General features: G+C 66.0%; 21 protein-coding genes and 1 pseudogene. 6 read left to right on the top strand and 16 right to left on the bottom strand.

The genetic code is table 11. From position 1 onward, the window contains the following. Positions 1-2: 2 nt before the first annotated feature. The 7 genes and pseudogenes from lpxK to AR540_RS23000 all read right to left on the bottom strand — a co-directional run bounded on the left by lpxK (position 3) and on the right by AR540_RS23000 (position 7,684). Positions 3-1,010, bottom strand: coding sequence for a tetraacyldisaccharide 4'-kinase (lpxK, locus tag AR540_RS23030; protein ID WP_059232293.1), 1,008 nt, complete (start codon positions 1,008-1,010; stop codon positions 3-5). After that, a complete protein-coding gene (locus AR540_RS23025; RefSeq protein ID WP_059232292.1) occupies positions 1,007-1,447 on the bottom strand; it encodes an ExbD/TolR family protein in 441 nt (146 codons plus the stop codon). Before AR540_RS23025 ends, lpxK begins: the two co-directional genes overlap by 4 nt. Beyond that, positions 1,444-2,079, bottom strand: a complete 636-nt coding sequence (locus AR540_RS23020; protein WP_059232291.1) for a MotA/TolQ/ExbB proton channel family protein — start codon at positions 2,077-2,079, stop codon at positions 1,444-1,446. The genes AR540_RS23025 and AR540_RS23020 overlap by 4 nt, the downstream gene beginning before the upstream one ends. Before the next feature lie 48 nt (positions 2,080-2,127). Next, positions 2,128-4,376 (bottom strand): annotated as a pseudogene (locus tag AR540_RS23015) (DNA internalization-related competence protein ComEC/Rec2). A 114-nt stretch (positions 4,377-4,490) separates the two neighbouring features. Further along, on the bottom strand, positions 4,491-5,732 hold the full coding sequence (locus tag AR540_RS23010; RefSeq protein ID WP_059232290.1) for a lipoprotein-releasing ABC transporter permease subunit: 1,242 nt from the start codon (positions 5,730-5,732) through the stop codon (positions 4,491-4,493). Positions 5,733-5,739: 7 nt separating this feature from the next. Continuing rightward, complete coding sequence (gene lolD, locus AR540_RS23005; protein WP_059232289.1) at positions 5,740-6,441, bottom strand: lipoprotein-releasing ABC transporter ATP-binding protein LolD; 702 nt, start codon at positions 6,439-6,441, stop codon at positions 5,740-5,742. Next, on the bottom strand, positions 6,434-7,684 hold the full coding sequence (locus tag AR540_RS23000) for a lipoprotein-releasing ABC transporter permease subunit (RefSeq protein WP_059232288.1): 1,251 nt from the start codon (positions 7,682-7,684) through the stop codon (positions 6,434-6,436). The genes lolD and AR540_RS23000 overlap by 8 nt, the downstream gene beginning before the upstream one ends. Positions 7,685-7,791: 107 nt before the next feature. Here AR540_RS23000 and AR540_RS22995 point away from each other — a divergent pair, with 107 nt between their 5' ends. From AR540_RS22995 to AR540_RS22985, 3 genes are read left to right on the top strand one after another with little or no spacing between them, the layout of a single operon-like run. Next, positions 7,792-8,343, top strand: a complete 552-nt coding sequence (locus tag AR540_RS22995) for a PilZ domain-containing protein (protein ID WP_059232287.1) — start codon at positions 7,792-7,794, stop codon at positions 8,341-8,343. Further along, complete coding sequence (locus AR540_RS22990) at positions 8,340-8,630, top strand: hypothetical protein (RefSeq protein WP_059232286.1); 291 nt, start codon at positions 8,340-8,342, stop codon at positions 8,628-8,630. Before AR540_RS22995 ends, AR540_RS22990 begins: the two co-directional genes overlap by 4 nt. Positions 8,631-8,638: 8 nt before the next feature. After that, a complete protein-coding gene (locus tag AR540_RS22985) occupies positions 8,639-9,355 on the top strand; it encodes a glycerophosphodiester phosphodiesterase (RefSeq protein WP_059232285.1) in 717 nt (238 codons plus the stop codon). Positions 9,356-9,516: 161 nt separating this feature from the next. Here AR540_RS22985 and sthA read toward each other — a convergent pair whose 3' ends face one another. Together sthA and AR540_RS22975 are read right to left on the bottom strand one after the other, a co-directional pair. Next, positions 9,517-10,911: a Si-specific NAD(P)(+) transhydrogenase gene (sthA, locus tag AR540_RS22980; RefSeq protein ID WP_059232284.1), complete on the bottom strand. Its 1,395-nt coding sequence runs from the start codon at positions 10,909-10,911 to the stop codon at positions 9,517-9,519. 210 nt (positions 10,912-11,121) lie between these two features. Next, entirely contained in the window at positions 11,122-12,564 is a 1,443-nt protein-coding gene (locus tag AR540_RS22975; protein ID WP_059232283.1) for a glyceraldehyde-3-phosphate dehydrogenase, read from the bottom strand. A gap of 154 nt (positions 12,565-12,718) precedes the next feature. Between AR540_RS22975 and mfd the strand changes: the two genes are divergently transcribed. Then, the gene (gene mfd, locus AR540_RS22970) at positions 12,719-16,168 is read left to right on the top strand and encodes a transcription-repair coupling factor (RefSeq protein ID WP_059232282.1); all 3,450 of its coding nucleotides are present in this window, start codon (positions 12,719-12,721) and stop codon (positions 16,166-16,168) included. A 47-nt stretch (positions 16,169-16,215) separates the two neighbouring features. On the opposite strand, the gene AR540_RS22965 is transcribed toward mfd, so the two are convergent. The 3 genes from AR540_RS22965 to AR540_RS22955 all read right to left on the bottom strand — a co-directional run bounded on the left by AR540_RS22965 (position 16,216) and on the right by AR540_RS22955 (position 18,994). After that, a complete protein-coding gene (locus AR540_RS22965; protein ID WP_059232281.1) occupies positions 16,216-16,956 on the bottom strand; it encodes an S-methyl-5'-thioinosine phosphorylase in 741 nt (246 codons plus the stop codon). A gap of 255 nt (positions 16,957-17,211) precedes the next feature. Next, positions 17,212-18,204, bottom strand: a complete 993-nt coding sequence (gene nagZ, locus AR540_RS22960) for a beta-N-acetylhexosaminidase (protein WP_059232280.1) — start codon at positions 18,202-18,204, stop codon at positions 17,212-17,214. Between the two features lie 79 nt (positions 18,205-18,283). After that, positions 18,284-18,994, bottom strand: coding sequence for a TetR/AcrR family transcriptional regulator (locus AR540_RS22955; RefSeq protein WP_059232279.1), 711 nt, complete (start codon positions 18,992-18,994; stop codon positions 18,284-18,286). Between the two features lie 209 nt (positions 18,995-19,203). Between AR540_RS22955 and lexA the strand changes: the two genes are divergently transcribed. Further along, the gene (gene lexA, locus AR540_RS22950) at positions 19,204-19,815 is read left to right on the top strand and encodes a transcriptional repressor LexA (protein WP_059232278.1); all 612 of its coding nucleotides are present in this window, start codon (positions 19,204-19,206) and stop codon (positions 19,813-19,815) included. Between the two features lie 322 nt (positions 19,816-20,137). Next, complete coding sequence (gene sulA, locus AR540_RS22945) at positions 20,138-20,638, top strand: SOS-induced cell division inhibitor SulA (RefSeq protein ID WP_059232277.1); 501 nt, start codon at positions 20,138-20,140, stop codon at positions 20,636-20,638. 61 nt (positions 20,639-20,699) lie between these two features. Here sulA and AR540_RS22940 read toward each other — a convergent pair whose 3' ends face one another. From AR540_RS22940 to AR540_RS22925, 4 genes are all read right to left on the bottom strand, one after another. After that, positions 20,700-20,936, bottom strand: a complete 237-nt coding sequence (locus AR540_RS22940) for a hypothetical protein (protein WP_059232276.1) — start codon at positions 20,934-20,936, stop codon at positions 20,700-20,702. 291 nt (positions 20,937-21,227) lie between these two features. Further along, a complete protein-coding gene (locus AR540_RS22935; RefSeq protein ID WP_059232275.1) occupies positions 21,228-21,746 on the bottom strand; it encodes a DUF6586 family protein in 519 nt (172 codons plus the stop codon). A 59-nt stretch (positions 21,747-21,805) separates the two neighbouring features. Then, entirely contained in the window at positions 21,806-24,412 is a 2,607-nt protein-coding gene (topA, locus tag AR540_RS22930; protein ID WP_059232532.1) for a type I DNA topoisomerase, read from the bottom strand. 149 nt (positions 24,413-24,561) lie between these two features. Next, positions 24,562-24,813 (bottom strand): DUF1653 domain-containing protein, encoded by a 252-nt coding sequence (locus AR540_RS22925; RefSeq protein ID WP_065242563.1) that lies wholly within the window; start codon positions 24,811-24,813, stop codon positions 24,562-24,564. Positions 24,814-24,830 lie beyond the last annotated feature (17 nt).

The raw sequence follows: 24,830 nt of genomic DNA, 5'->3' as shown, positions 1-24,830 counted from the left end.
CGTCAGTGAGAATGTTCGGACAGGAGGCGGTCGAGACGCCCATCCAGCCAGGCGACGAAGGCGGCCGAGGGCTGGGCATCCACCGCCAGGTACCACCAGTCGGCAGCGGCGAAGGACCGGCACTTGACCGCGTCCTTCTCGGTCATCACCAGCGGCAGCTCGGGCGTGAAGGCCAGGTCCGCAGCGCTGTAGGCGGCATGATCGGCGAAGGCATGGGGTACCGGTTGCCAGTGTAGTCCTTCGAGGGTAGCGAAGAAACGTCCGGGGTTGCCGATGCCGGCCAGGGCATGCAGGCGCTGGCCGGGCGGGAAGAAATCCAGGGGCTTAGCTTCGCCGCTGCGCAGATTGAGCAGGGCGCTGGGCTGCAGGATCAGGCCGTAGCCATCGGCAGGATCGACCGCGGCGCCGTTATGGATCACGGCATCGACCTCGGCCAGGCGCTCCAGGGGTTCGCGCAAGGGCCCAGCCGGCAGGCAGCGGCCATTGCCGAAGCCGCGTGCGGCATCGACCATCACCAGCTCCAGATCCCGCGCCAGGCGATAGTGCTGCAGGCCGTCGTCGCTGAGGATCACATCGAGCCGTTCATCGGCGAGCAGGCGTTCGACGGCGCGACCGCGGTCGGGGTCGATCACCAGCGGCACCGCGGTGCGCTGCACGATGAGCAGGGGTTCGTCGCCGGCCACCGCCGCAGCGTCCGTGGCCTGGACGCGCCAGGGCAGGTTCGGCGGCTGGGCACCATAGCCCCGACTGACCACGCCGACCTTGAGGCCGCGGGCACGCAGATGGCCGATCAGCCAGAGGATCATGGGCGTCTTGCCGGTGCCACCGACGGTGAGATTGCCGACGACGATGACCGGGACCGGCGCACGATGGATGCTGCCCTGCCCCGCCAGGAAACGTTGACGCCTGCGCCGGGCGACCTGGCGATAGAGGGCTTCGAGCGGCGCCAGCAGGCCCAGGGCGGGATGCCCCTGGTACCAGGCGCGGACCAGGCGTTCGCCCAGACTCACGGACGTTTCGCCTGGGCCTCGAGGGTGGTGATGCGCAGCTGGCTGAAGCCGAGCTTGCCGGCGGCGTCCATGGCCATGACCACCGACTGGTGGGTGGCGCGGCCGTCGGCGGTGATCACCAGCGGCAGGCTGTTGTCGCCGCCTGACTCCCGCTGCAGGGCGGTGGTCAGGCCGGTCAGGTCGTTGCGCACCAGCGTCTGGCCATTGAGCGCCATCTGGCCGTCGGCGGTGATGCTGATCTCCAGGGTCTTGCCCTGGTTGGCAGCCGCGGCGGCGCTGTCGGCCTCGGGCAGTTCGATCTTCAATTGGCTGGGCCGGCTGAAGGTCGCTGTCACCACGAAGAACAGCAGCAGGACGAAGATGACGTCGATGAAGGACGCCAGGTTGATGTAGACCTCTTCGCGAGCGGCGCCCCCGGCGCGGCGACGGAATTTCACGCAGCGGCTCCTTCGCGGACGTCCACCTCGCGATCGCCGTGGAGGATGTCCACCAGCTTGACCGCCTCCTGCTCCATGCCGACCACCAGCTCGTCGACCCGGCGCAGCAGGTAGCGATGGAAGAACACCGCGGGAATCGCCACCAGCAGACCGGCGGCGGTGGTGACCAGGGCCTTGGAGATACCACCGGCGAGGATGGGGGCGTTGGCCATGCCATCGTTCATGAAGGCGCTGAAGATGTCGATCATGCCGAACACGGTGCCGAGCAGGCCCATCAGCGGTGCCAGGGCGGCGATGCTGCCGAGGGTGTTGAGATAGCGCTCGAGGTCGTGCACCACGCGGCTGCCGGCTTCCTCGATGGCTTCCTTCATGATGTCGCGGCCATGGCGAGAATTGGTCAGTCCCGCGGCGAGGATGTCGCCCAGCGGCGAACCGGCGCGCAACTCACGCAGTCGCTCGTTGTTGAGCTGCTTGTCCTGGATCCAGCGCCAGACCTGGGCGAGCAGGTTGGGCGGCGCGACCCGGCTGCGTCTCAAGGTCCACAGCCGCTCGGCGATGATGGCCGTGGCCAGGATGGAACTGAGGATGATCGGCAGCATCATCCAGCCGCCAGCTTTGACCATTTCGAACACGAGACCGTTACCCCCGCCGCAAAATGCCGCCACTCTAGCATGAACGTCTCAGGGTGTCGGCGGGGACGTCCGCCACCAGGATGCCGTCTCGCGCTGGCCACGGGGCCGCTCCCAACGCCCGAGGGTCCAGCTCAGGGCGCCGAGTTCGGCGGTGTCATAGGCCAACACACCACGCTCGCGGTAGCGCTTCACGACGAGCGGATGAGGATGGCCGTAGCGATTGTGCCGCCCCCGGGAGATCAGCACGCCGCGGGGCTGGACGGCGTCGATGAAGCAGGCGCTGGAGCCACTGCGACTGCCATGGTGCGGGGCCGCGAGCCAATCCGCCGCGAGTGGCAGGCCGCTGGCCACCAGCTCGGCCTCGCGCCGCTCGTCGATGTCGCCGGTGAGCAGCAGGCGTTCGCCGCTGGCGTCGATCTTGAGCACGCAGGAGGAGGCATTGGAGTCCGCGCTGGGCCGCCACCAGGTGGTGAAGCTGACCTCGTTCCAGCGCCAGCTGCCACCATCCGTGCAGTCCTGGGCGCGCAAGCCGGACTCCAGTCGCCGGGTCTCGCCACTGAGCACCTGCCTCGGTGACAGTCCCCTGGCTACCGTTGGCGCCCCGCCCGCATGATCGGCATCGGCATGACTGAGCAGCAGGACGTCGAGCGTGTCGATGCCCGCGGCGCGCAGATTGGGCAGTACGACGCGGGCGCCGCTGTCGTAGCTGCCCTGCCGCGGACCGGCGTCATACAACAGTGCATGATCGCGGGTGCGCACCAGCACGGCCAGGCCCTGCCCCACGTCCAGGAACGTGATCCGCGCCTGCCCTTCGGCCGGCAGCGGGACGGCCGGAAACAGGGCGGGCAGCATGAGCAGCGCCCCGCAGCCGCGCAGTGGTACCCCTGCGGGCAGCAGTGCCAGCAAGGCGCCGAGCCCGGCCAACCAGAGCGTCCAGGCGGGTGCCAAGGCGGGTTGCCAGGCCGCGGCCAGTTGCGCCAGCCAACCCAGGAGTCCAAGCAGAAGCTCGAGCAGGAAGCCGGCCAGCCATAACGCCGGATCGCCCAGGGGCGACCAGGGCAGGGATAGCAGCGTCCCCACCAATGCCAGCGGCACGATGGCCATGTCCATCAGCGGCACGGCGACGGCATTGGCCAGGGGCCCGCTGAGGCTCAGGGGTAGTCCCAGCGCCAGGAGCAGCGGTGCCAGGCCCAGCGCCATGCAGCTCTGGGCGCGTCCCAGGGCGTGCCACCAGGGCAGCCGCCCCAGGCGCCCGGCGAAGCTCCACAGCAGCAGGAGCACGGCGCCGAAGGATAGCCAGAAGCCCGGCAACAGACTGACCAGCGGATTGGCCGCCAGCACCCCCACCAGGGCCAGCAGCAAGGCATCCCCCAATCGTACCTGCTGGCGGCCGAGCTGCCAGAGCAGCCCCAGGGTGACCATGAGACAGGCACGCTGCACCGGCACCTCGAAGCCGGCCAGCAGCCCGTAACCTAAGGCAGTGGCCATCGTCAGGACGGCGGCCGACAGACGCCAGGGCAGCCGGCTCGGCCAGTAGCCACGACGCGCCAGGGTGACCACCAGGGCATAGACACCCAGGGCGACCAGGCCGATGTGCTGGCCGGAAATCACCATCAGATGCACGGTGCCGGTGTCCTGGAACAGTTGCCACTGGTGGTCGGTGATGCCGGAGGCGTCGCCGACCACCAGAGCGGCGAGCAGACCGCCCTGCCCGGCCGGATCGCGGGTATGCAGGTATTGCCGGATGCTATCGCGCCAGGTCGCCAGGTCGCCAGGCCGCTGGCCGCCGCGAGTCGCTGGCCATCCTTGACGCTCCCGGTGGCGCCGATGCCCTGAGCGAGCAGCCAGGCCTCGCGATCCTGCCCCAGGGGATTGGCCAGGCCCGCGGGACTGCGCAGCTCCACGGCCAGCCGCCAGCGCTCGCCCGCCAAGGGCCGCGGGCCGCCATACCAGTTCAGGCGTATCCGCGCCGGCAGCTTCAGGCCGCGTCGGCTGCTGGGGTCGGCGAGCAGGAATCCCACCGAATCGGCGTCCACCGCTGGCAGCCCGCTCACCCGCCCTTCGATCCACAGCACCCGCTGTTCCAACCCCGGATCAAGACGATCCTGCAGTGCCCACTGGGCATGGAGTGCGGCCCACGCCAGACCAAGACCGAAAGCGCCCACGACCGCCAGACGGGTGCCGAGCGAGATGCAGGCGACGACAGCGAGCGCCGCCAGCAGCGGCATCGATGGCAGGACCGGCAAGGCGCGCAGGAGCAGCACACCCAGGGCGAAGGCAAGCAGAATAGCGCGCATCAGGACTCCATCCGTGGAGAACCGAAAGGTCTAGGATGCGCGAATTAGAGCAGCTCGAAGACGGAAGAGCCAGGGCTACGGGGCGGACTCGCCCACGTTGCCCTGGCGAAGGGATCAATCGTAGCGCAGGGCTTCGGCCGGCGAGGTGCGAGAGGCGCGCCAGGCGGGATAGAGGGTCGCCAGGAAGCTCATGCTGAGGGCCGCCACGGCGATCAGCACCACGTCTTCCAGCTCCAGCCGCGACGGCAGGTTGCTGATGAAGTACATGTCGCCACCGAACAGTTTGTGGCCGACCAGGCGCTCCAGGGCGGCGATCCAGCTGCTGACGTTGAGCGCCGCGACGACGCCGAGGATGCCACCGATCAGGGTACCGACCAGGCCGATCACCGTGCCCTGCACCATGAACACCGCCATGATCTGCCCCGGCGTGGCGCCCAGGGTGCGCAGGATGGCGATATCGGCCTTCTTGTCGGCCACCACCATGATCAGGGTGGCGATGATGTTGAAGGCCGCCACGGCGACGATCAGCAGCAGCAGCAGGCCGATCATGGTCTTCTCCATCTGCATCGCCTGGAACAGGCTGCCCTGGGAGATCGTCCAGTCGCGCGCCTGGTAGCCATCGCCGAGTGCCTTGGCCACGTCACGGGAAATGCGCGGCGCCTGGAACAGATCGTCCAGCGCCAGGCGGATGCTCTCCACCTGGCCCGGCTGCCAGCCCTTGAGCGGCGCGGCGTCGGCCACGTTGATCAGCGCCAGGGAGGCATCCAGCTCGGCGCCGACCTTGAAGGTGCCGACCACGGTGAAGCGTCGCAGGCGCGGGGTGATGCTACCGGTGGCGCCGACCTCGGGGATGATCACCGTGACCTGGCTGCCCAGCTCCAGTTGGAAGCGCCGCGCGGCGATCTCGCCCAGCACGATGCCGAATTCGCCGGGCTTGAGGGCGTCGAGGCTGCCCTGGGTCATGCGCTCGCCGACGATGGAGACGCGCTTTTCCTGGGCCGGATCTATGCCGTCCACCAGCAGCGGCTGCATGCGGCCGCGCACCGAGAGCATGCCCTGCAGCTGGGTGTAGGGCACCGCCGCCAGTACATGGGGCTGCTGCTCGGCCTTGGCTGCCAGCGGGCGCCAGTCATCCAGCGGCTGGGCGCCGCTGATGAAGGCATGGGGCACCATGCCGAGGATGCGGCCGCGCATTTCTTCCTGGAAGCCGTTCATCACCGACAGCACCAGGATCATGGCCAGCACGCCCAGCGCCAGGCCGAACATGGAGACCAGCGAGAAGAAGGAGATGAACGATTTGCGCCGCTTGGCGCGGGTGTATCTCAGGCCGATGAACAGGGAGAGCGGTCTGAACATAACGACCTCAGACCTGCCGGGCCGGCGTGGCGTCGACCAGATGGCCTTCGTCCAGGCGCAGCATCCGGTCCATCTGGCCAGCCAGCACCTGGTCATGGGTCACCACCAGGAAGGCGGTGCGCAGCGAGGTGGACAGCTCCAGCATCAGATCCTGGATACCGTGGGCGGTATGCTGGTCGAGGTTGCCGGTGGGCTCGTCGAGCAGCACCAGCTTGGGCTGGTTGACCAGGGCGCGGGCGATGGCCACGCGCTGGCGCTCGCCGCCGGACAGCTCGGCCGGCTTGTGGCCCAGGCGATGACCGAGGCCGACCCGTTCCAAGAGCCTGGCGGCGCGCTCCCGCGCCTCGCCGATGGAAGCCTTGCCGATCAGTAGCGGCATGCAGACGTTTTCCAGGGCGCTGAATTCCGGCAGCAGGTGGTGGAACTGATAGACGAAGCCCATGGCGCGATTGCGCAAGAGGCCACGGGCCTTCTCGTTCAGCGCCGACAGCTCCTCGCCATCGAGCCAGACGCTGCCGCTGCTGGGGGTGTCCAGGCCCCCGAGCAGGTTCAGCAGGGTGGTCTTGCCCGAGCCCGAACTGCCGACGATGGAGACGCGCTCACCCGGTTGCAGGGTGAGCTGGACGTTGCTCAGCACCTCGACGGTCTGGGGGCCTTCCTCGTAGCGCTTGCCCAGGTCCTGGCAACGCAAAACGGCTCGATCATTCATAACGCAGGGCCTCGGCGGGTTGGGTACGGGCGGCGCTCCAGGAGGGATAGAGCGTGGCCAGGAAGCTCAGGGCGAAGGACGCGCCACAGACCAGCAGCACGTCGTGCAGCTGCAGCTGCGCCGGCAGGTAGTCGATGAAGTACACCTCGGCGTTGAGGAACTGGTGCCCGGTAAGGCGCTGCACCCAGGCCAGCGCGGCGCTGACGTTGAGCGCCGCGAGCACGCCCAGCACGCAGCCGATGGCCGTGCCGATGACGCCGATGAAGGTCCCCTGGACCATGAACACCGCCATGATCTGCCGGGGCGTGGCACCCAGGGTGCGCAGGATGGCGATGTCGGATTTCTTGTCGGTCACCACCATCACCAGGGTGGAGACGATGTTGAAGGCGGCCACGGCGACGATCAGCAGCAGCAGCAGGCCGATCATGGTCTTCTCCATGCCGATGGCCTGGTAGAGATTGCCATGGGTGCGGGTCCAGTCGCGGGCGTACCAGTCGTTGCCTGGCAGTTGGCGAGCGATGTTCCAGGATACGTCGGGCGCCTGGAACAGGTCGTGCAGTTTCAGCCGCACGCCCTGCACCGCGTTCGCCGGCCAGCGTTGCAGCCGCGCGGCGTCCTCGATGTGGATCAGGCCTACCGAGCCATCCAGCTCGCCGGCACCGACGCTGAAGATCCCCACCACGGTGAATCTCTTCATGCGCGGAAACATGCCGGCGGGAGTCACGGCCACTTCCGGGGCGATGTAGGTGAGCTTGTCGCCGACCTTGACGCCGAGTTTCTCGGCGGCCAGCGAGCCGATGATGATGCCGAACTCGCCTGGCCTCAGGTCATCCAGCTTACCCTCGCGCATGAAGCTGGCGATGATCGAGACCTTGGGCTCCTCGGCCGGGTCGATGGCGTTGAGCAGGACGGTCTGCACCGCCTTGTCGTGGGCCAGCATGCCCTGCAACTGGGTGAAGGGCGCCACCGCGGCCACCTGGCTGTTCTGCAACGCGCGCTCGCGCACGCTGCGCCAGTCGGTCACCGGCTGGTAGGACTCCACCGTCGCATGGGGAATCATGCCCAGGACGCGCTCGCGCATCTCGCGGTCGAAGCCGTTCATGACCGACAGCACCACGATCATGACCACCACGCCAAGGGCCAGGCCGATCATGGACGTGAGCGAGATGAAGGAGACGAAATGATTGCGGCGCTTGGCGCGGACGTAACGCAGGCCAAGGTAGATCGGCAGGGGTCTGAACATAGGCTCGCTTGCACGGCGGAAAGACGTAGGCGCCCTGCGGGGTGGACGGCGACACCGTGCCGGCTCGCCGGCTACACTCGGAGCCATCACCCACGGAGCGGCCCGACATGACCACCCCAGACGCGCGTGAACGGCGGGAATACTATCGCATCACCGACCGCATCGCACTGCAAATCGGCCCTGCCGAAGGCGCCTCCGGCGAGACCGCGCCGCTGTTCGCACTCCTGAGCGAACTGCACCAGCTGGAATTCGAATCCCGTCATCTGCTGCGCAACCTGGACGAACGCGACCGTGCCATCACCGCCTGCCTGCGCCTGGTGCACAAGCGCCTCGACCTGCTCGGCCAGGCCTTCGCCTGGAACCTGATGCATGACAGTGGCGCCACCCGGGAGGTGGTGCTGTCCGAGGGCGGCCTGGCCTTCGTCCATACCGAGCCGCTGGCCCTGGGCACGCGCCTCGAATTGCGCATGGCCCTGCCGCCCCAGGGGCTGGGCCTGCAGGTACGCGCCGAGGTGACCAGTTGCCAGGCCGTCGCCGGCGGTCATGAAATAGGTACCAGCTTCATCGAACTGGAAGACGCCCAGCGCCAGTTGCTGGCCCGCCACGTCCTGCGCCAGCAGGCTCGTGGCCGCCGCGCCGACCGCGGAGAAGACGCGTGAAGGGCGCCTGGCTGGCCTTGCTGCTGCTCGGCACGGCCGTGCCCGGCTGGGCCGATACCCTGCAGATCCCGCTGGGCCAGCAGGGTGACCCCGGCGTCCCCCTCCCCCTGCGCGGCGATAGTCGTGCTCAGGTACTGGAACGCTTTGGCCTGCCCGACCAGGAACATCCGCCGGTCGGCCGCCCGGCCATCCGCCGCTGGGACTATCGAGATTTCAGCGTCTATTTCGAAAACGACCGGGTGCTGGATGCGGTCCGCGAACCGCGCCGCCCGTCCCCCTCACCCTAGGAGCCTTCATGACCCTCATCTACGGACACCGCGGCGCCCGCGGCGAAGCGCCGGAAAATACCCTGGCCGGCTTCGAGCTGTGCCTGGAACTGGGCGTCCAGCGTTGCGAGCTGGACCTGCACCTCTCGCGGGACGGCGAGCTGGTGGTGATCCACGACCCTACTCTCAAGCGCACCACCGGGCGTGGCGGCAAGGTCAGCGAAAAGGCGGTGGCCGACCTGGCGGCACTGGACGCCCGCCAGGGTGGCCCGGCATGGCCACGTCCTGCCCCCATCCCGACCTTGCGCCAACTCTTCGAGAAGTGCCGCTTCGAGCATTGGCAGCTGGAGGTGAAAAGCGCCTCGCGGGTACGAGCGGCCCAGACGGTCAAGGCCATCGCCCGACTGGTCGAGGAATTCGGCCTGCAGGACAAGGTCACCGTGACCAGTTCCTCGCGGGAAGTCCTGCGCGCCCTGCAGCGCGACACGCCCCATCTGGCGCGCGGGCTGGTGGCGGAATACGCCTGGCTCGATCCGCTCAAGGTGGCGGCCCACTACGGCTGTCATCTGCTGGCGCTGAACTGGACGCTGTGCACCCCGGAACGCCTGCTCAAGGCCCAGCGCCAAGGCCTGCACGTGTCGGTCTGGACGGTCAACGACGCCAGCCTGATGCGCCGCCTGGCCGACTTCGGCGCGGACAGCCTGATCACCGACTTCCCGAGCCTGGCGCGGCGGACGTTGGGGTAGGCGTCCTGCCTGCCAAGAATCGCGGCCATGGGAGGGCCGCCGCTGCGACCGCTCCTGCGGGGCTCTGGTGCTTTGCTGATCGCGGCCATGGGCCGCTCCTACAGGCACGGACGTCACCGTAGGAGCGGCCCATGGCCGCGATGCCTTTCCGACCGAAGACGTCAGAACAGCCGATTCAAGCCATCGAACGCCGCCACCCGATAGGCCTCGGCCATGGTCGGGTAGTTGAAGGTGGTGTTGACGAAATAGCGGATGCTGTTCGCCTCGCCTTCCTGGTTCATGATCGCCTGGCCGATGTGCAGGATCTCCGACGCCTGGTCGCCGAAGCAGTGCACGCCCAGTACCTGCAGGGTCTCGCGGTGGAAGAGGATCTTCAGCATGCCCACCGGCTCACCGGAGATCTGCGCCCGCGCCATGCTCTTGAAGAAGGCCTTGCCAACCTCGTAGGGCACCTTTTCCTGGGTCAGCTCGCGCTCGGTCTTGCCCAGCGAACTGATCTCGGGAATGGTGTAGATGCCGGTAGGGATGTCGTTGACCACCCGCCCCTTGTTGTCGTGCAGGAGGTTGTCCGACGCCGAACGACCCTGGTCGTAGGCGGCGCTGGCCAGGCTCGGCCAGCCGATGACGTCGCCCGCTGCATAGATGTTGGCGACCGAGGTCCGGTAGTTCTCGTCGACGGTGATCTGGCCGCGGCTGTTGACCGCGAGTCCCACGTTCTGCAGGCCCAGGTGGTCGGTGTTGCCGGTCCGGCCGTTGCACCAGAGCAAGGCGTCGGCGCGCAGCTTCTTGCCGGACTTCAGGTGCAACACCACGCCGTGCTCCTGGCCCTCGATGCGCTCGTACTCCTCGTTGTGGCGGATGAGCACGTTGTTGTTCTGCAGGTGATAGCTCAGGGCGTCGGAGATCTCGTCGTCGAGGAAGCTGAGCAGCTGATCGCGGTTGTCGATCAGGTCGACCAGCACGCCGAGACCGCTGAAGATGGAGGCGTACTCGCTGCCGATCACCCCGGCACCGTAGATGATCAGGCGGCGCGGGGTGTGGGTCAGCGACAGGATGGTGTCGCTGTCGTAGATGCGCGGATGGCTGAAGTCCACGTCCACCGGGCGGTAGGGGCGCGAGCCGGTGGCGATGACGACCTGCTTGGCCACCAGCCGCTCCAGGTCGCCCCTCAGGTTGACGATCTCGATGGTGTTCTCGTCGGCGAAGCTGGCGGTGCCGAAGAACAGGTCGACGCGATTGCGCGCGTAGTAACTGGTACGCGAGGAGACCTGGCGGGCGATCACTCGCTCGGCGCTGCGCAGCACGTCGGGGAAGGAGAACCAGCGCGGCTCGCCGATGGAGCGGAACATCTCGTTGGTGTTGAACTGGATGATCTGCTTGACCGAATGGCGCAGCGCCTTGGACGGGATGGTGCCCAGATGCGTGCAGTTGCCGCCGACCACCTGGCGATTGTCCACCACCGCCACCCGGCGACCGTTCTTGGCGGCGTTCATCGCCGCACCCTCGCCTGCCGGTCCCGAACCCAGTACCACCACATCGTAGCTATAGACCGCCATGCTTTCTCCTCAGAAGGTTAGCCGTTCGCAGGCGACGGCTGGAGCCGGACCCACCTCGCGGGAGGTGACGTCCGACGTGAGATCGCCCCAGGGGGCTGCGACCTCTTGTCACGGGCCGCTATTGTGGCGCAAAAACCCGACAAAACGAAAACGGGAGCCACCTGGGCTCCCGTTTTTTCTTGCAAGTCAGCCTTGCCTAGGGCGCAAGACTCAGGCCGGGAAGGCCGGCGGGTTGACGCCCGCCATTTCTTCCAGCACCCGCACGACCTGGCAGCTGTAGCCGAACTCGTTGTCGTACCAGACGTAGAGCACGACGCGGTTGTCGCTGACGATGGTGGCGCCGGCATCGACCACACCGGCATGGCGGGAACCGACGAAGTCGCTGGAGACCACTTCCGGAGAGTTCACGAAGTCGATCTGCTTGTGCAGCGGCGAGTGCAGCGCCATCTCACGCAGGTACTCGTTGATCTCGTCCTTGCTGGTGGCGTTTTCCAGGTTCAGGTTGAGGATCGCCATGGAGACGTTGGGTGTCGGCACGCGGATGGCGTTGCCGGTCAGCTTGCCGGCCAGTTCCGGCAGCGCCTTGGCCACGGCCTTGGCCGCGCCGGTCTCGGTGATCACCATGTTCAAGGCAGCGCTACGGCCACGACGATCGCCCTTGTGGAAGTTGTCGATCAGGTTCTGGTCGTTGGTGTAGGAGTGAACGGTCTCGACGTGACCGTTGACGATGCCGTACTTGTCGTTGACCGCCTTGAGGATCGGCACGATGGCGTTGGTGGTGCAGGAGGCCGCGGTGACGATGGTGTCTTCGGCGGTGATGGTGTCATGGTTGATGCCATGCACGATGTTCTTCAGGTTGCCCTTGCCCGGTGCGGTCAGTACCACGCGGGAGACGCCCTTGCACTTGAGGTGCTGCCCCAGGCCTTCGGCATCGCGCCACTTGCCGGTGTTGTCGACGACGATGGCATCCTGGATGCCATACTGGGTGTAGTCGACGGTAGTGGGATCGTTGGAGTAGATCACCTTGATCAGGGTGCCGTTGGCGCACAGGGTGCTGTTGGCCTCGTCGACGGTGATGGTGCCATCGAAGGAGCCGTGTACGGAGTCGCGACGCAGCAGGCTGGCGCGCTTGACCAGGTCGTTGTCGGCGCCCTTGCGGACGACGATGGCACGCAGACGCAGGCCGTCGCCACTGCCCTGGTGCTCGATGAGGATACGGGCCAGCAGACGACCGATGCGACCGAAGCCATACAGGACCACGTCCTTGCCCTTGCGCTGCTCGACGCCCTGCTTGCCGACCACGGCGGCCAGCTCGCTGCGCAGGAAGTCCTTGAGGTCGCGACCGGCACCTTCGGCCTTGAACTTGAGGCTCAGGCGGGCCAGGTCGATGGACGCGGCGCCCAGTTCCAGCTCGCTCAGGGCTTTAACCAGCGGGAAGGTGTCCTGCACGGACAGCTCGACATTGTCGATCTGGCGAGCGAATCGGTGAGCCTTGAGAATGGAGATCACCGAACGGTTGACCAAACCGCGACCGTAAATGGAGGTCACAACGTTGTTGTTGCGGTACAGCTGACCAATCAGGGGAATCATGGCCTCGGCGAGCGCTTCGCGATCGATCCATTCTTCAAGGCACTGCTCAGGCTTCTGACTCACGACAAATCCTTCCCTATGTAGGAGCTGAAAAAAGGAACTACATTATGACCGCGCTGCCTGTCCCAGGCAATCAACGCGCGTCGCTGCACTGACAGCGTGAAAGCCCGGTCGTTACAATCCCAACCCACCGAAAATCCACCGGAGTTCCGCCCGCGTGTCAGTTTTGCGTACCCCGTCAATTCCTGAAACCGCCGGCCGCCAGCAGTGGGGCAATCTGCCCGGCGCCGCGCTAGCCCTTGCCATAGCTGAAGCCGCCAAGGCCGCGACCCGCCGCTTCACCCTGCTAATCACCCAGGACAGCCAGAGTGCCGACCGCCTGGAGCAGGAACTGCGCTTCTTCGCCCCTGAACTGCCGGTGCTGAATTTCCCCGATTGGGAGACGCTGCCCTACGATGTCTTCTCGCCGCACCAGGACATCATCTCCCAGCGCGTCGCCACCCTTTATCGGCTGCCGGAGCTGTCCCACGGCATTTTGGTAGTCCCGCTGGCGACTGCCCTACACCGCCTGGCGCCCACCCGTTTCCTGCTTGGCAGCAGTCTGGTGCTGGACGTCGGCCAGCGGCTGGACGTGGAAGCCACCCGTTCACGCCTGGAAGCGGCCGGCTATCGCTATGTCGATACGGTGTACGAACATGGTGAGTTCGCCGTACGCGGCGCCCTGATCGATCTCTTTCCGATGGGCAGCAGCCTGCCCTACCGGATCGATCTGTTCGACGACGAGATCGAGACACTGCGCACCTTCGATCCGGAGACGCAGCGTTCCATCGACAAGGTCGACAGCATCCGCCTGCTGCCGGCGCGGGAATTCCCGCTGCACAAGGAAGCCGTGACCGGCTTTCGCGCGCGTTTCCGCGAGCGCTTCGACGTGGACTATCGCCGCTGCCCTATCTACCAGGACCTGGCCAGCGGCATCACCCCGGCAGGCATCGAGTACTACCTGCCGCTGTTCTTCGAGGAGACCTCGACCCTCTTCGACTACCTGCCAGCCAATACCCAGGTGTTCTCCCTGCCCGGCATCGAACAGGCCGCCGAGCAATTCTGGACCGATGTCCGCGCTCGCTACGAGGACCGCCGGGTCGATCCGGAACGGCCACTGCTGCCGCCGGCCGAGGTCTTCCTGCCGGTGGAAGACTGCTTTGCCCGGCTGAAGAGCTGGCCGCGGGTGGTCATAGGCGCGGAGGACCTGGAGTCCGGCGTGGGCCGTGAGCGCTTCGCCGCGCGGGCGCTGCCGGATCTGGCCATCGACGCCAAGGCCAGCCAGCCGTTGGCGGCCCTCGAGCATTTCATCGCCGATTTCCCTGGCCGCGTGCTGTTCACCGCGGAAAGCGCCGGACGCCGTGAGGTGCTGCTGGAATTGCTGGCCCGGCTGAATCTACGTCCTGGTCAGGTCGACGGTTGGGCCGCCTTCCAGGCCAGCGGCGAGCGCATCGCCATCGCCCTGGCGCCGCTGGACGAAGGCCTGGCACTGGATGACGTCGGCGTCGCCCTGATCCCGGAAAACCCGCTGTTCGGCCAACGCATCATGCAACGCCGCCGGCGCGAGAAAAGTCGCGACGGTGGCGAGAACGTCATCAAGAATCTCACCGAGCTGCGCGAAGGCGCACCGGTGGTGCACATCGATCACGGCGTGGGCCGCTACATGGGCCTGATCACCCTGGAGCTGGACGACCAGCCCCAGGAATTCCTGCTGCTCGAATACGCCGACGACGCCAAGCTCTATGTGCCGGTGGCCAATCTGCATCTGATCGCCCGCTACTCGGGCACCGACGATGCCCTGGCCCCGTTGCACAAGCTGGGTTCCGAAACCTGGCAGAAAGCCAAGCGCAAGGCTGCCGAACAGGTGCGCGACGTGGCCGCCGAGCTGCTCGACATCTATGCCCGGCGCGCCGCGCGCAAGGGTTACGCCTTCAAGGACCCGGCGGTCGACTACGCCACCTTCTCCGCCGGTTTTCCCTTCGAGGAGACGCCGGATCAGCAGGCCGCCATCGAGGCGGTGCACAAGGACATGCTGGCCGGTACGCCCATGGATCGCCTGGTCTGTGGTGACGTGGGCTTCGGCAAGACCGAGGTGGCCATGCGCGCGGCCTTCATCGCCGTGCACGGCGGTCGCCAGGTGGCGGTGCTGGTCCCTACCACCCTGCTCGCCCAGCAGCACTACAACAGCTTCCGCGACCGCTTCGCCGACTGGCCGGTGCGGGTCGAGGTGATGAGCCGTTTCAAGTCGGCCCAGGAAGTCGCCGCCGCGGCGCGCGAGCTGGCCGAAGGCAAGATCGACATCATCATCGGTACCCACAAGCTGTTGCAGGGCGATGTGAAGTTCAAGGACTTGGGCCTGGCCATCATCGACGAGGAACACCGCTTCGGGGTGCGCCAGAAAGAACAGCTCAAGTCGCTGCGCAGCGAGGTGGACATCCTCACCCTCACCGCCACGCCGATCCCGCGCACCCTGAACATGGCCGTGGCCGGCATGCGCGACCTGTCCATCATCGCCACGCCGCCGGCAAGGCGCCTGTCGGTGCGCACCTTCGTCATGGAGGAGCAGAACGCGGTGATCAAGGAAGCCCTGTTGCGCGAACTCCTGCGTGGCGGCCAGGTGTACTTCCTGCACAACGAGGTCAAGACCATTGAGAAGCGCGCCCGCGAGCTGGCGGAGCTGGTGCCGGAGGCGCGCATCGGTATCGGCCATGGCCAGATGCGCGAGCGTGATCTCGAACAGGTGATGAGCGACTTCTACCACAAGAGGTTCAACGTGCTGGTGGCCTCGACCATCATCGAGACCGGCATCGACGTACCCAACGCCAACACCATCATCATCGAGCGCGCCGACAAATTCGGCCTGGCCCAGCTGCACCAGCTGCGCGGCCGGGTCGGCCGCAGCCACCACCAGGCCTATGCCTACCTGCTCACCCCGCCGCGCAAGGGCATGACCCCGGACGCCGAAAAGCGCCTGGAAGCCATCGCTGGCGCCCAGGACCTGGGAGCCGGCTTCATCCTGGCCACCCACGACCTGGAGATCCGCGGCGCGGGCGAACTGCTCGGCGAAGGCCAGAGCGGCCAGATCCAGGCGGTAGGCTTCACCCTCTACATGGAAATGCTGGAGCGCGCGGTCAAGGCCATCCGCAAGGGTGAGCAACCCAATCTCGAGAAGCCCCTGGGTGGTGGTCCGGACATCAATCTGCGTGTCCCCGCGCTGATTCCGGAAGACTACCTGCCCGACGTCCATGCGCGGCTGATCCTCTACAAGCGCATCGCCTCGGCGGCGGACGAAGACGCCCTCAAGGAACTGCAGGTAGAGATGATCGACCGCTTCGGCCTGCTGCCGGAGCCGACCAAGAACCTGGTGCGCCTGACGCTGCTCAAGCTACGTGCGGAAGGCCTGGGCATCGTCAAGGTGGATGCCGGACCCCAGGGCGGGCGGCTGGAATTCGCCGCCGATACCCAGGTGGATCCGCTGGTACTGGTGAAGATGATCCAGGCACAGCCGAAGAAATACCGGCTGGAAGGCGCCACGATGTTCAAGTTCCAGGTGCCGATGGAACGCGCCGAAGAGCGCTTCAACGTGCTCGAAGCCCTGCTCGATCGCCTGACGCCCGCCGCCAGCTGACGATCACGCCGCTCCCGGGATGCCCTCGGGCGCGGCGCTGGACGGCATCAGCCAGCCAGCACCTCGGCCAGCACCTCGCGGACCTGGTCGATGCCGCTGGCCAGCACGGCCTCGATCTCGGCCATGGTGATCTCTCGCTGCACCTTGCCGGCCGCCGGATTCACCACCAGCGCCAGGCAGGCGTAGGGCAGGCCCAGTTCGCGCGCCAGGGCCGCCTCCGGCATCCCGGTCATGCCGACGATGTCACAGCCGTCTCGCTCCAGCCGTACGATCTCCCCGGCCGTCTCCAGCCGCGGCCCCTGGGTCGCGGCATAGACCCCGTGATCGCTGTGCGGAAGGTGCAGCTTGCGCAAGGCGTCCAGCAGCCGTTGGCGCAGGGGCTCGTCGTAGGGAAAGCTGAAGTCGATATGGGTGACATGCTCGAGGTCCGCACCCTCGAAGAAGGTATGGCCGCGCCCCCAGGTATAGTCCACCAGCTGGTGGGGCACGCACAGGTGACCGCTGCCCATGGCGGCATGGATGCCGCCCACGGCGTTCACCGCGACGATGGCTTCGGCACCGGCTTCCTTAAGTGCCCAGAGATTGGCGCGATAGTTGACCTGGTGCGGCGGGATCCGATGGGGATGGCCGTGGCGGGCGAGGAACAGCACGGGTCGCCCGGCATAGTGGCCGCGCTGCACGGGCGCCGAGGGCTCACCCCAGGGCGTCTCGAAGGTCTGGGCCTGGTCCAGCTCCAGGCCAGCGAGCGCGGTGAGGCCGGTACCGCCGATGATGGCATAGGTAGTCATGGGAAGGTCCTTAGAGCCTGTTCAAAGGCTCGCGAGCTAGAGACAAACAAGGCGCAACGACCACCGGGAGTAACAGCCAACGGCTGGCCCGTAGGGTGAGCGCCAGCGAATCAAATGCCTGAGGAAGCGGATCGGACTCGCGCTCGAGTTTACGTGTGGTAAATGAGCATTGCGACGGGGCCGCCCAGGCCGGGCTGGCGATCCAGGGCATTTTAAGGCGGTTTGGCCGACGCGCAGCAGTCTTCGAATAGACTCTTAGATGAGTTCAGCCTGGCGCAACCGTTGCAGCGTGTAGCTCCACTGCGGCTGCTGCCGATAATCAAGATCGACGTGGCGATGGGCCCTCATGCTGGCCAGGTGCGGCGGTGGCGCCAGGCCCAGCTGCTGCGCCCGGCTCAGGGCCAGCTCGGCGGCGCCGCGGTCATTACAGACCAGCGCCATGTCGCACCCAGCGCTGAGGGCCGCCTCGACGCGCTGACCGGCATCCCCGGCTACGTGAGCGCCAGCCATAGAGAGGTCGTCACTGAAGATGACGCCCCGGTACCCCAGCTCGCCGCGCAGGATGTCCTGCAGCCAACGTCGCGAGAAACCGGCCGGCTGGGCATCCACCGCGGAATAGATGACGTGGGCGGGCATCACCCCGCCCAGCTTGGGCAACAGGGCCTGAAACGGACGCAGGTCGGTGCGCCTGAGGGTCTCCAGATCACGTTCGTCGGTGGGGATGGCGTAATGGGAATCGGCCTCCGCCCAGCCATGACCGGGAAAGTGCTTGCCAGTAGCGGCCATGCCGGCGTCGCCCATGCCGGCGATGAAGGCACTACCCAGCTCGATCACCTGGTCGGCGCTGCCGAAGGAACGGGCGCCTATCACCTGGCTGCGCTGGTGGTCGACATCCAGTACCGGAGCGAAGCTGAAATCCAGCCCCGCCGCCAGGACCTCGGTCGCCATCAACCAACCGCAGAGACGCGCCAGCTGCACACTGTCCGCACGACCGGCGAGCTGCCCCATGGCCGGCAGACGCACCACATCGCGCCTTAGACGCTGCACGCGCCCACCCTCCTGGTCGACGGCCAGTAGCAGGTCGGGGCGAACCGCGCGGATGCTGCGGCACAGCTCGCGTACCTGTCCTGGAGTTTCGATGTTGCGGGCGAACAGGATCAGTCCGCCCACCTGGGGCTGGCGCAGCAACTGCCGGTCCTCGGCGGTGAGCCAGGTGCCGGCGATATCGACCATCAGGGAGCCTTGCATGGGTACCTCGTCCGAATGCTCCGGCGCAGTGGCCGGGAAAGGGACGCAAGCTTACCCCAGGCATGACCGGCCTCGCAGCCTAGTAGGTCTCGGCCGTCTCAGCCGCAACGGGACGCCGCGGCCGGTATTGCGCCTGGGCCAGTTCCGGGGCGTGCATCGCCGTGGGCGCGCGCATGCCGGTGGCGAGGAAGGGCACCATCAACCGCAGCACCTGATCGGTATGGGTATCGACACCGAAGTCGTTCTCGCCGATCGCCCGCAGTGCCTTGATGCCGGACATGCTGAACACCGCAGCACCGAGCATGAAATGCGCGCGCCAGAACAGCTCCAGCGGCGGGATCTCGGGGACGGCGCGATTCACCAGCAACAGGAAGCGCCGGAATGCCCGCCCATAGGTCTGCTCCAGATACTTGCGCAGATGACCCTGGCTCTGGCTGAAGGCCAGGCCGAGCAGCCGCATGAAGACTGAAAGGTCGTTGCCGTGCCGCGGCTTGATGGCCAGCGAGTGGTCGACCAGCAGGTTGAGCAGCGCCTCCAGGCTCACCTCCTCCCCCGGCTTGGGTTGCCACTGATCCAGATCCCGTTCCAGGTTGAAGCAGAAGGGATCGAGGAAACGCGAGAACACCGCCTGGATCAGCGCCTTCTTGGAGCCGAAGTGATAGTTGACGGCGGCCAGGTTGACGCCGGCCCGGGTGGTGATCAGCCGCAACGAGGTCTCCGCGAAGCCCCGCTCGGCAAACAGCTGTTCGGCGGCATCCAGGATGCGCTCGACGGTATCCGACTGGGCCATGACCTTCCTTACCTGAAGAATTCCGTTTGAAACATATGTTTCAAACGCGATCGAGTCAATCACGCCGACCCTTGCGACACTCGACGATGCAGGACAGGCGCCGGGGGCCCTTGCCCCTGCCTGCCATCAGATGTTGGGGATGCGGTCTTGCTTGCCCCTGGAAGTTACTGTATATAATCACAGCATCACTAGACGACGCGACGTGCATCATGCTGAAACTGACACCGCGACAAGCCGAGATCCTGGCCTTCATCAAGCGTTGCCTCGAAGCCAATGGCTTTCCGCCCACCCGCGCCGAGATCGCGCAGGAGCTTGGTTTCAAATCGCCGAATGCGGCCGAGGAGCACCTCAAGGCCCTGGCCCGCAAGGGCGCCATCGAGATGACCCCGGGCGCCTCGCGCGGCATTCGGATTCCGGGGCTCGACACTTCGCGCAAGGCCGATGAAAGCCTGCCGGTCATCGGCCGGGTCGCTGCCGGTGCGCCCATCCTCGCCGAGCAGAACGTCGAGGAGAACTGCGCCATCAACCCCGCCTTCTTCCAGCCCCGTGCCGACTACCTGCTCAAGGTCAAGGGCATGAGCATGAAGGACGTCGGCATCCTCGATGGCGACCTGTTGGCCGTCCACGTGACCCGCGAAGTGCACAACGGCCAGATCGTCGTGGCCCGGGTGGGCGACGAGGTGACCGTGAAGAGATTCAAACGCTCGGGCAACCAGGTCACCCTGTTGGCGGAAAATCCCGACTTCTCTCCTATCGAGGTCGATCTTTCCACCCAGGAGTTCGCCATCGAAGGGTTAAGCGTCGGCGTTATCCGCCGCTAACCTCTAAGAGCCTATTCATAATCTCGCGAGCTAGAGCCAAACAAGGCGAAAATGGCTGAGGAAGCGGAGTTTACGAGTGGTAAATGAGCATTCCGAAGTCATTTTCAACGCGGTTTGGCCGACGCGCAGCAGATTTTGAACAGGCTCTAAGGCTGGCTCACTGCCAGCCCTCTTCAACCAGCACCATCAACGCCGAAGTCTTGATCGGGGGGATAGTTTCGCGCTCCAGAAAGCGCTCAAGACCAGGCCGGAGAACAGTGACGTCCCGTAGCAGTGGCACGGACGTCGAGTGGATTGATCGAGTCGCCTCCAGGAGGTCACCATGCAATTTCCCCTGATGTTCGATACACCGCGCCCATCCGTTCAAGAGCTGGACCTGGCGCCCACGGTCTTGCTGCAGGAGCTGACCGCCTTCCTGCCCAAGCCCGGCAAACCCGTTCGGGAAAGGCCGGTAGCGCCCCTGCCTGACACCTTCAGCGAAATGTCCTTGCATGGTAGCCAGGAGCAGTGCCTGCAACTGCTGGCCCCGATCTTGCGGCAACTCAGCGAGAAGGACGATGCCCGTTGGCTGACCCTGGTCACCCCGCCTTCGCTGCTGAGCAACGCCTGGCTGCGCAGCACCCATCTGAACAAGGAGCGCGTACTGCTGTTGCAGACCCCGAGCTCCGCCAAGACCCTGCAACTGGCCTGCGAAGTGCTGCGCAAGGGGCAAAGCCATACGGTGATCAGTTGGCTGCATGACCTGAGCGATGCGGGCAAGCAGCAATTGGCGCAGGCGGCAGCCCAGGGCAACAGTCAGAGCCTGAACGTCAGATTCGCCTGAACCGAGTGGAGCGCTGGTCAGGGAGAGGCGACATCCTGATCCGGGATGCCGGGACCGGAAATCAGTGCAGGACGCGAGGTTGATCGTCGCGCTGGAGGCTGTCGCCTTCAGCCAGCCGACCGGCCATTTGCACGCCCAGATTGAACATGGCCTTGGCCACCTCCACCTGTTGGCCATGCAGGAAATCCTTGGCATCGCTGGAAAACTCCAGGGTGACGAGCGCTTCCTCATCGTCCGCACGGCGCAATACGATGCGACCATCGGAGAGTTCAACGATTTCCAGGTAGGCAGTAGTCATTCAGTATCTCCACAGCTAAGCGGATAGTGTAACAGCGTGGGGTCTGAGAGGCTGGACTGCCAGAGTCTTTTTCGATGGCCTGCAGGGCGAGCGACGTACCGGGACCTTCGCGTGAAGCTTAGCGGGAATTCCTGGGCGATGCGCGCTTCGTCAGGGCAGGGGTTGCCAGGCGGCGCGGCGCGCACAACGAACGCGAAATGACAATGTCGCTGGAAACGGGCGGTCTGGCAAGGCGATGCCTTGCCTGCCGCACTCTAGGCTGGCCTCCAAGGAGTTGCGAGGACGCTAACCCTACCACTCCGTCATGGCGCCGCGGAATCTGAGCGCCGTCCGCTTGAGGCTTTCCCGCCAGGCTTCCACTTCTTCGAGACCCAACTCCGGCTCGGCAGGCTCCAGGCTCACCGCCTCGATCAGCGGCAGCGTCGGGTCCTGCTTGGGCCGCCGAGGTGCCTGGGGCGGTTGCAGCAGGCGCTGGTATTCGGCGATCAACCGCGCCAGCCAGGTTTCCGGATTACCGGCCAGTTCGACCAGCTCGCCCATCTCGGGGCTGGGCGCGCTAGCCAGGGGCTCGGGTGCCAGATGAGTGGCCAGTGAGGTAGCGTCCATGGTGGGGTGGCGGTAGAAGCCGGCCACTTCCTGGCAGAGACCCAGCAGCGCACCCTGCAGGTGGAACAGGCAGGCTTCACGCTCGGCCATGATGCGCCCCTGGCTTTGCGCCGAGGGCGCGGCGAGAGCGGCACGCCAGCTTTCCAAGGCCAGGCCGGCGAAATACAGCTTCTGGTTGGTGCGGGTGTAACGCTCGTTGGCCATGGCCCTCTCCTACGACCGGCGCGCGCCGGTCGGCTATCTCCCGCCGGGGCCGACTGGCCTCAGCGCTTCTCTTCCACCTGCCACTTCTTGCCGTCGTAGAAGGCCTTCCAGCCGGTTGGCTTGCCCTCGACCTCGGTCTGTACGTACTGCTCCTTGGTCTTGCGGCTGAAGCGGATCACCGCCGGCCGGCCTTCGGAATCCTTCACCGGGGCACTGAGCAGATAATGGTACTTGGGATCGATCTCGTCGCGATGGGGCAGCAACTCGCTGACCAACGGCGCACGGGTCTCGCGATTCTTCGGAAAACCACTGGCGGCCAGGAACAGCCCCGAGGCGCCGTCGCGTAGCACATAGGTGTCGTCGACCTTCTCGCAGCGCAGCTCCGGCATGGGTACCGCGTCCATCTTCGGCGGGGCCGGCTCGCCGTTCTTGAGCAGCTTGCGGGTGTTCTTGCAGGCCGGGTTGGTACAGCCGAAGAACTTGCCGAAACGACCGGTCTTGAGCTGCATCTCGCTGCCGCACTTGTCGCATTCCAGCGAGGGGCCTTCGTAGCCCTTGATGCGATAGCTGCCCTCTTCGATCTCGTAGCCAGGGCAGTCCGGGTTATTGCCGCAGACGTGCAGCTTGCGGTGCTCGTCGATCAGATAGGCATCCATCGCGGTGCTGCAGATGGGGCAACGGTGCTTGCCGCGCAGGACCAGGGACTCGGACTCACCCTCGTCGTCCTCGGCGATCTCGTCGCCCGGCACCAGGTTGATGGTGGCCTTGCAACGTTCCTTGGGCGGCAGGGCGTAGCCCGAGCAGCCGAGGAAGACGCCGGTGGAGGCGGTGCGGATCATCATCGGCCGGCCGCAGAGCTGGCAGGGAATGTCGGTCAGGGTCGGCTGGTTGGCACGCATGCCCTTCTCGCCCGCCTCGGCGGTTTCCAGCTTCTGCTTGAAGTCGCCATAGAACTCGTCGAGCAGGTTCTTCCAGTCCCGCTCACCCTGGGCGACGTTGTCCAGGTTGCCTTCCATGCTGGCGGTGAAGCCGAAGTCCATCAGGTTGGCGAAGCTTTCGTTGAGTCGATCGGTGACGATGTCGCCCATCTTCTCGGCATAGAAACGGCGATTGTGTACCGTCACGTAGCCACGATCCTGGATGGTGGAAATGATGGCGGCATAGGTCGACGGCCGGCCGATGCCGCGCTTCTCCAGCTCCTTGACCAGGCTGGCTTCGGAGAAGCGCGCCGGCGGCTTGGTGAAGTGCTGGCTCGGGTCGAGCTTGATCAGGCCCAGATCCTCGCCCTGCTTCATCTCGGGCAGGACGTCGTCGTCGCCCGGCTTGCTCTGCTGCGGCAGCACCCGGGTATAGCCGTCGAACTTGAGGATACGGCCACGGGCGCGCAGCTCGAAGTCGCCGGCTGTGGCAGTGACCGTGGTGGACAGGTATTCGGCCGGCGGCATCTGGCAGGCCAGGAACTGGCGCCAGATCAGCTCGTACAGGCGCTCGGCGTCCCGCTCCATGCCCGACAGGCTGTTGGGCTTGACGTTGACGTCGGACGGCCGGATGGCCTCGTGGGCCTCCTGGGCACCTTCGCGGCTGCCGTAGACGTTGGCCTTCTCCGGCAGGTACTGCTTGCCGAATTCGCTTTCGATGTAGCCGCGAGCCATGGCGATGGCGTCGCCCGACAGGTTGGTCGAGTCGGTACGCATGTAGGTGATATAGCCAGCCTCGTAGAGACGCTGGGCCATCATCATGGTCTTCTTCACGCCGAAGCCGAGGCGATTGCTCGCCGCCTGCTGCAGGGTGGAGGTGATGAAGGGGGCGGAGGGCTTGCTGCTGGTCGGCTTGTCCTCGCGCTTGGCGATGCGATAGGCAGCCTTCTCCAGCTGGGCCAGGGCCGCCTTGGCCTGGGCTTCGTTCAGCGGCTTGAACGCCTCGCCCTTCTCGCGTACCACCTCGAAGCGCACCTGGGCCTTCTTCGGCGTGGCCAGGTCGGCATGGATCTCCCAGTATTCCTCGGGCACGAAGGCACGGATCTCGCGCTCGCGCTCCACCACCAGCTTGACCGCCACCGACTGCACGCGACCGGCGGACAGGCCACGGGCGATCTTCGACCACAACAGCGGCGAGACCATGTAGCCGACCACGCGATCGAGGAAGCGGCGTGCCTGCTGGGCGTTGACGCGATTGATGTCCAGCTCGCCGGGCCGGGAGAAGGCCTCTTGGATGGCCTTCTTGGTGATCTCGTTGAAGACCACGCGCTTGTAGCGCGAGTCGTCGCCACCGATGGCCTCCCGCAGGTGCCAGGCGATGGCCTCCCCTTCGCGGTCCAAGTCGGTTGCGAGATAGACGGTGTCGGCGTCCTTGGCCAGGCGGCGCAGTTCCTCGATCACCTTTTCCTTGCCGGGCAGGATCTCGTAGTGCGCCTTCCAGCCGTGCTCGGGGTCGACGCCCATGCGGGCGAACAGTTGGCGCCGGGCCTTTTCCTTGGGTGACAGCGCGGGCGCCTCGGCGGCGGTCTTGCGCGTCTTGGCGGCGGGCTCCTTGGCGGTGCCGGCGCCGCTGGTGGGGAGGTCGCGGATGTGGCCGATGCTCGACTTCACCACGTACTGGTTGCCCAGATACTTGTTGATGGTCTTGGCCTTGGCCGGGGATTCCACGATGACCAGCGATTTACCCATGGGAGAGTCAGATTCCTGCTTGAAGGCGATGAGCGAGCGAAAGGCGAGCGCCATAAAGGCGAATGGAGGACCAGACCGACATCAATCTGGTGCGCCGGGGGCGGTCGGCCAACGCGGCACCGCTATATATAGTGGCGATGTCGGCAAGGTCAAGGCTGGGTCTTGGCTTCCAGACCCAAGGGATCGGCTTCGACGCTGATCAGCGCGAAGCGCGGCACCTGCTCGCCATCCACCTGGACGCTCTCGCGAAACATGCTCAGGGGCCGGGCCCAGAGACCATATTCGCCATACAGCGCCTGATAGATCACCAGCTCTTCCTCGGTCTCGGAATGCCGGGCCAGACCCAGCACCCGATACTGCTGACCTTTGTAGTGCCGGTAGAGTCCCGTCTGCAATGCCATGTTCCACCTCGAAAAAA

The sequence above is a fragment of the Pseudomonas sp. EpS/L25 genome, from assembly GCF_001512295.1.
Taxonomy (GTDB): domain Bacteria; phylum Pseudomonadota; class Gammaproteobacteria; order Pseudomonadales; family Pseudomonadaceae; genus Chryseomonas.
This window is presented reverse-complemented; position numbering and strand designations above follow the sequence as displayed.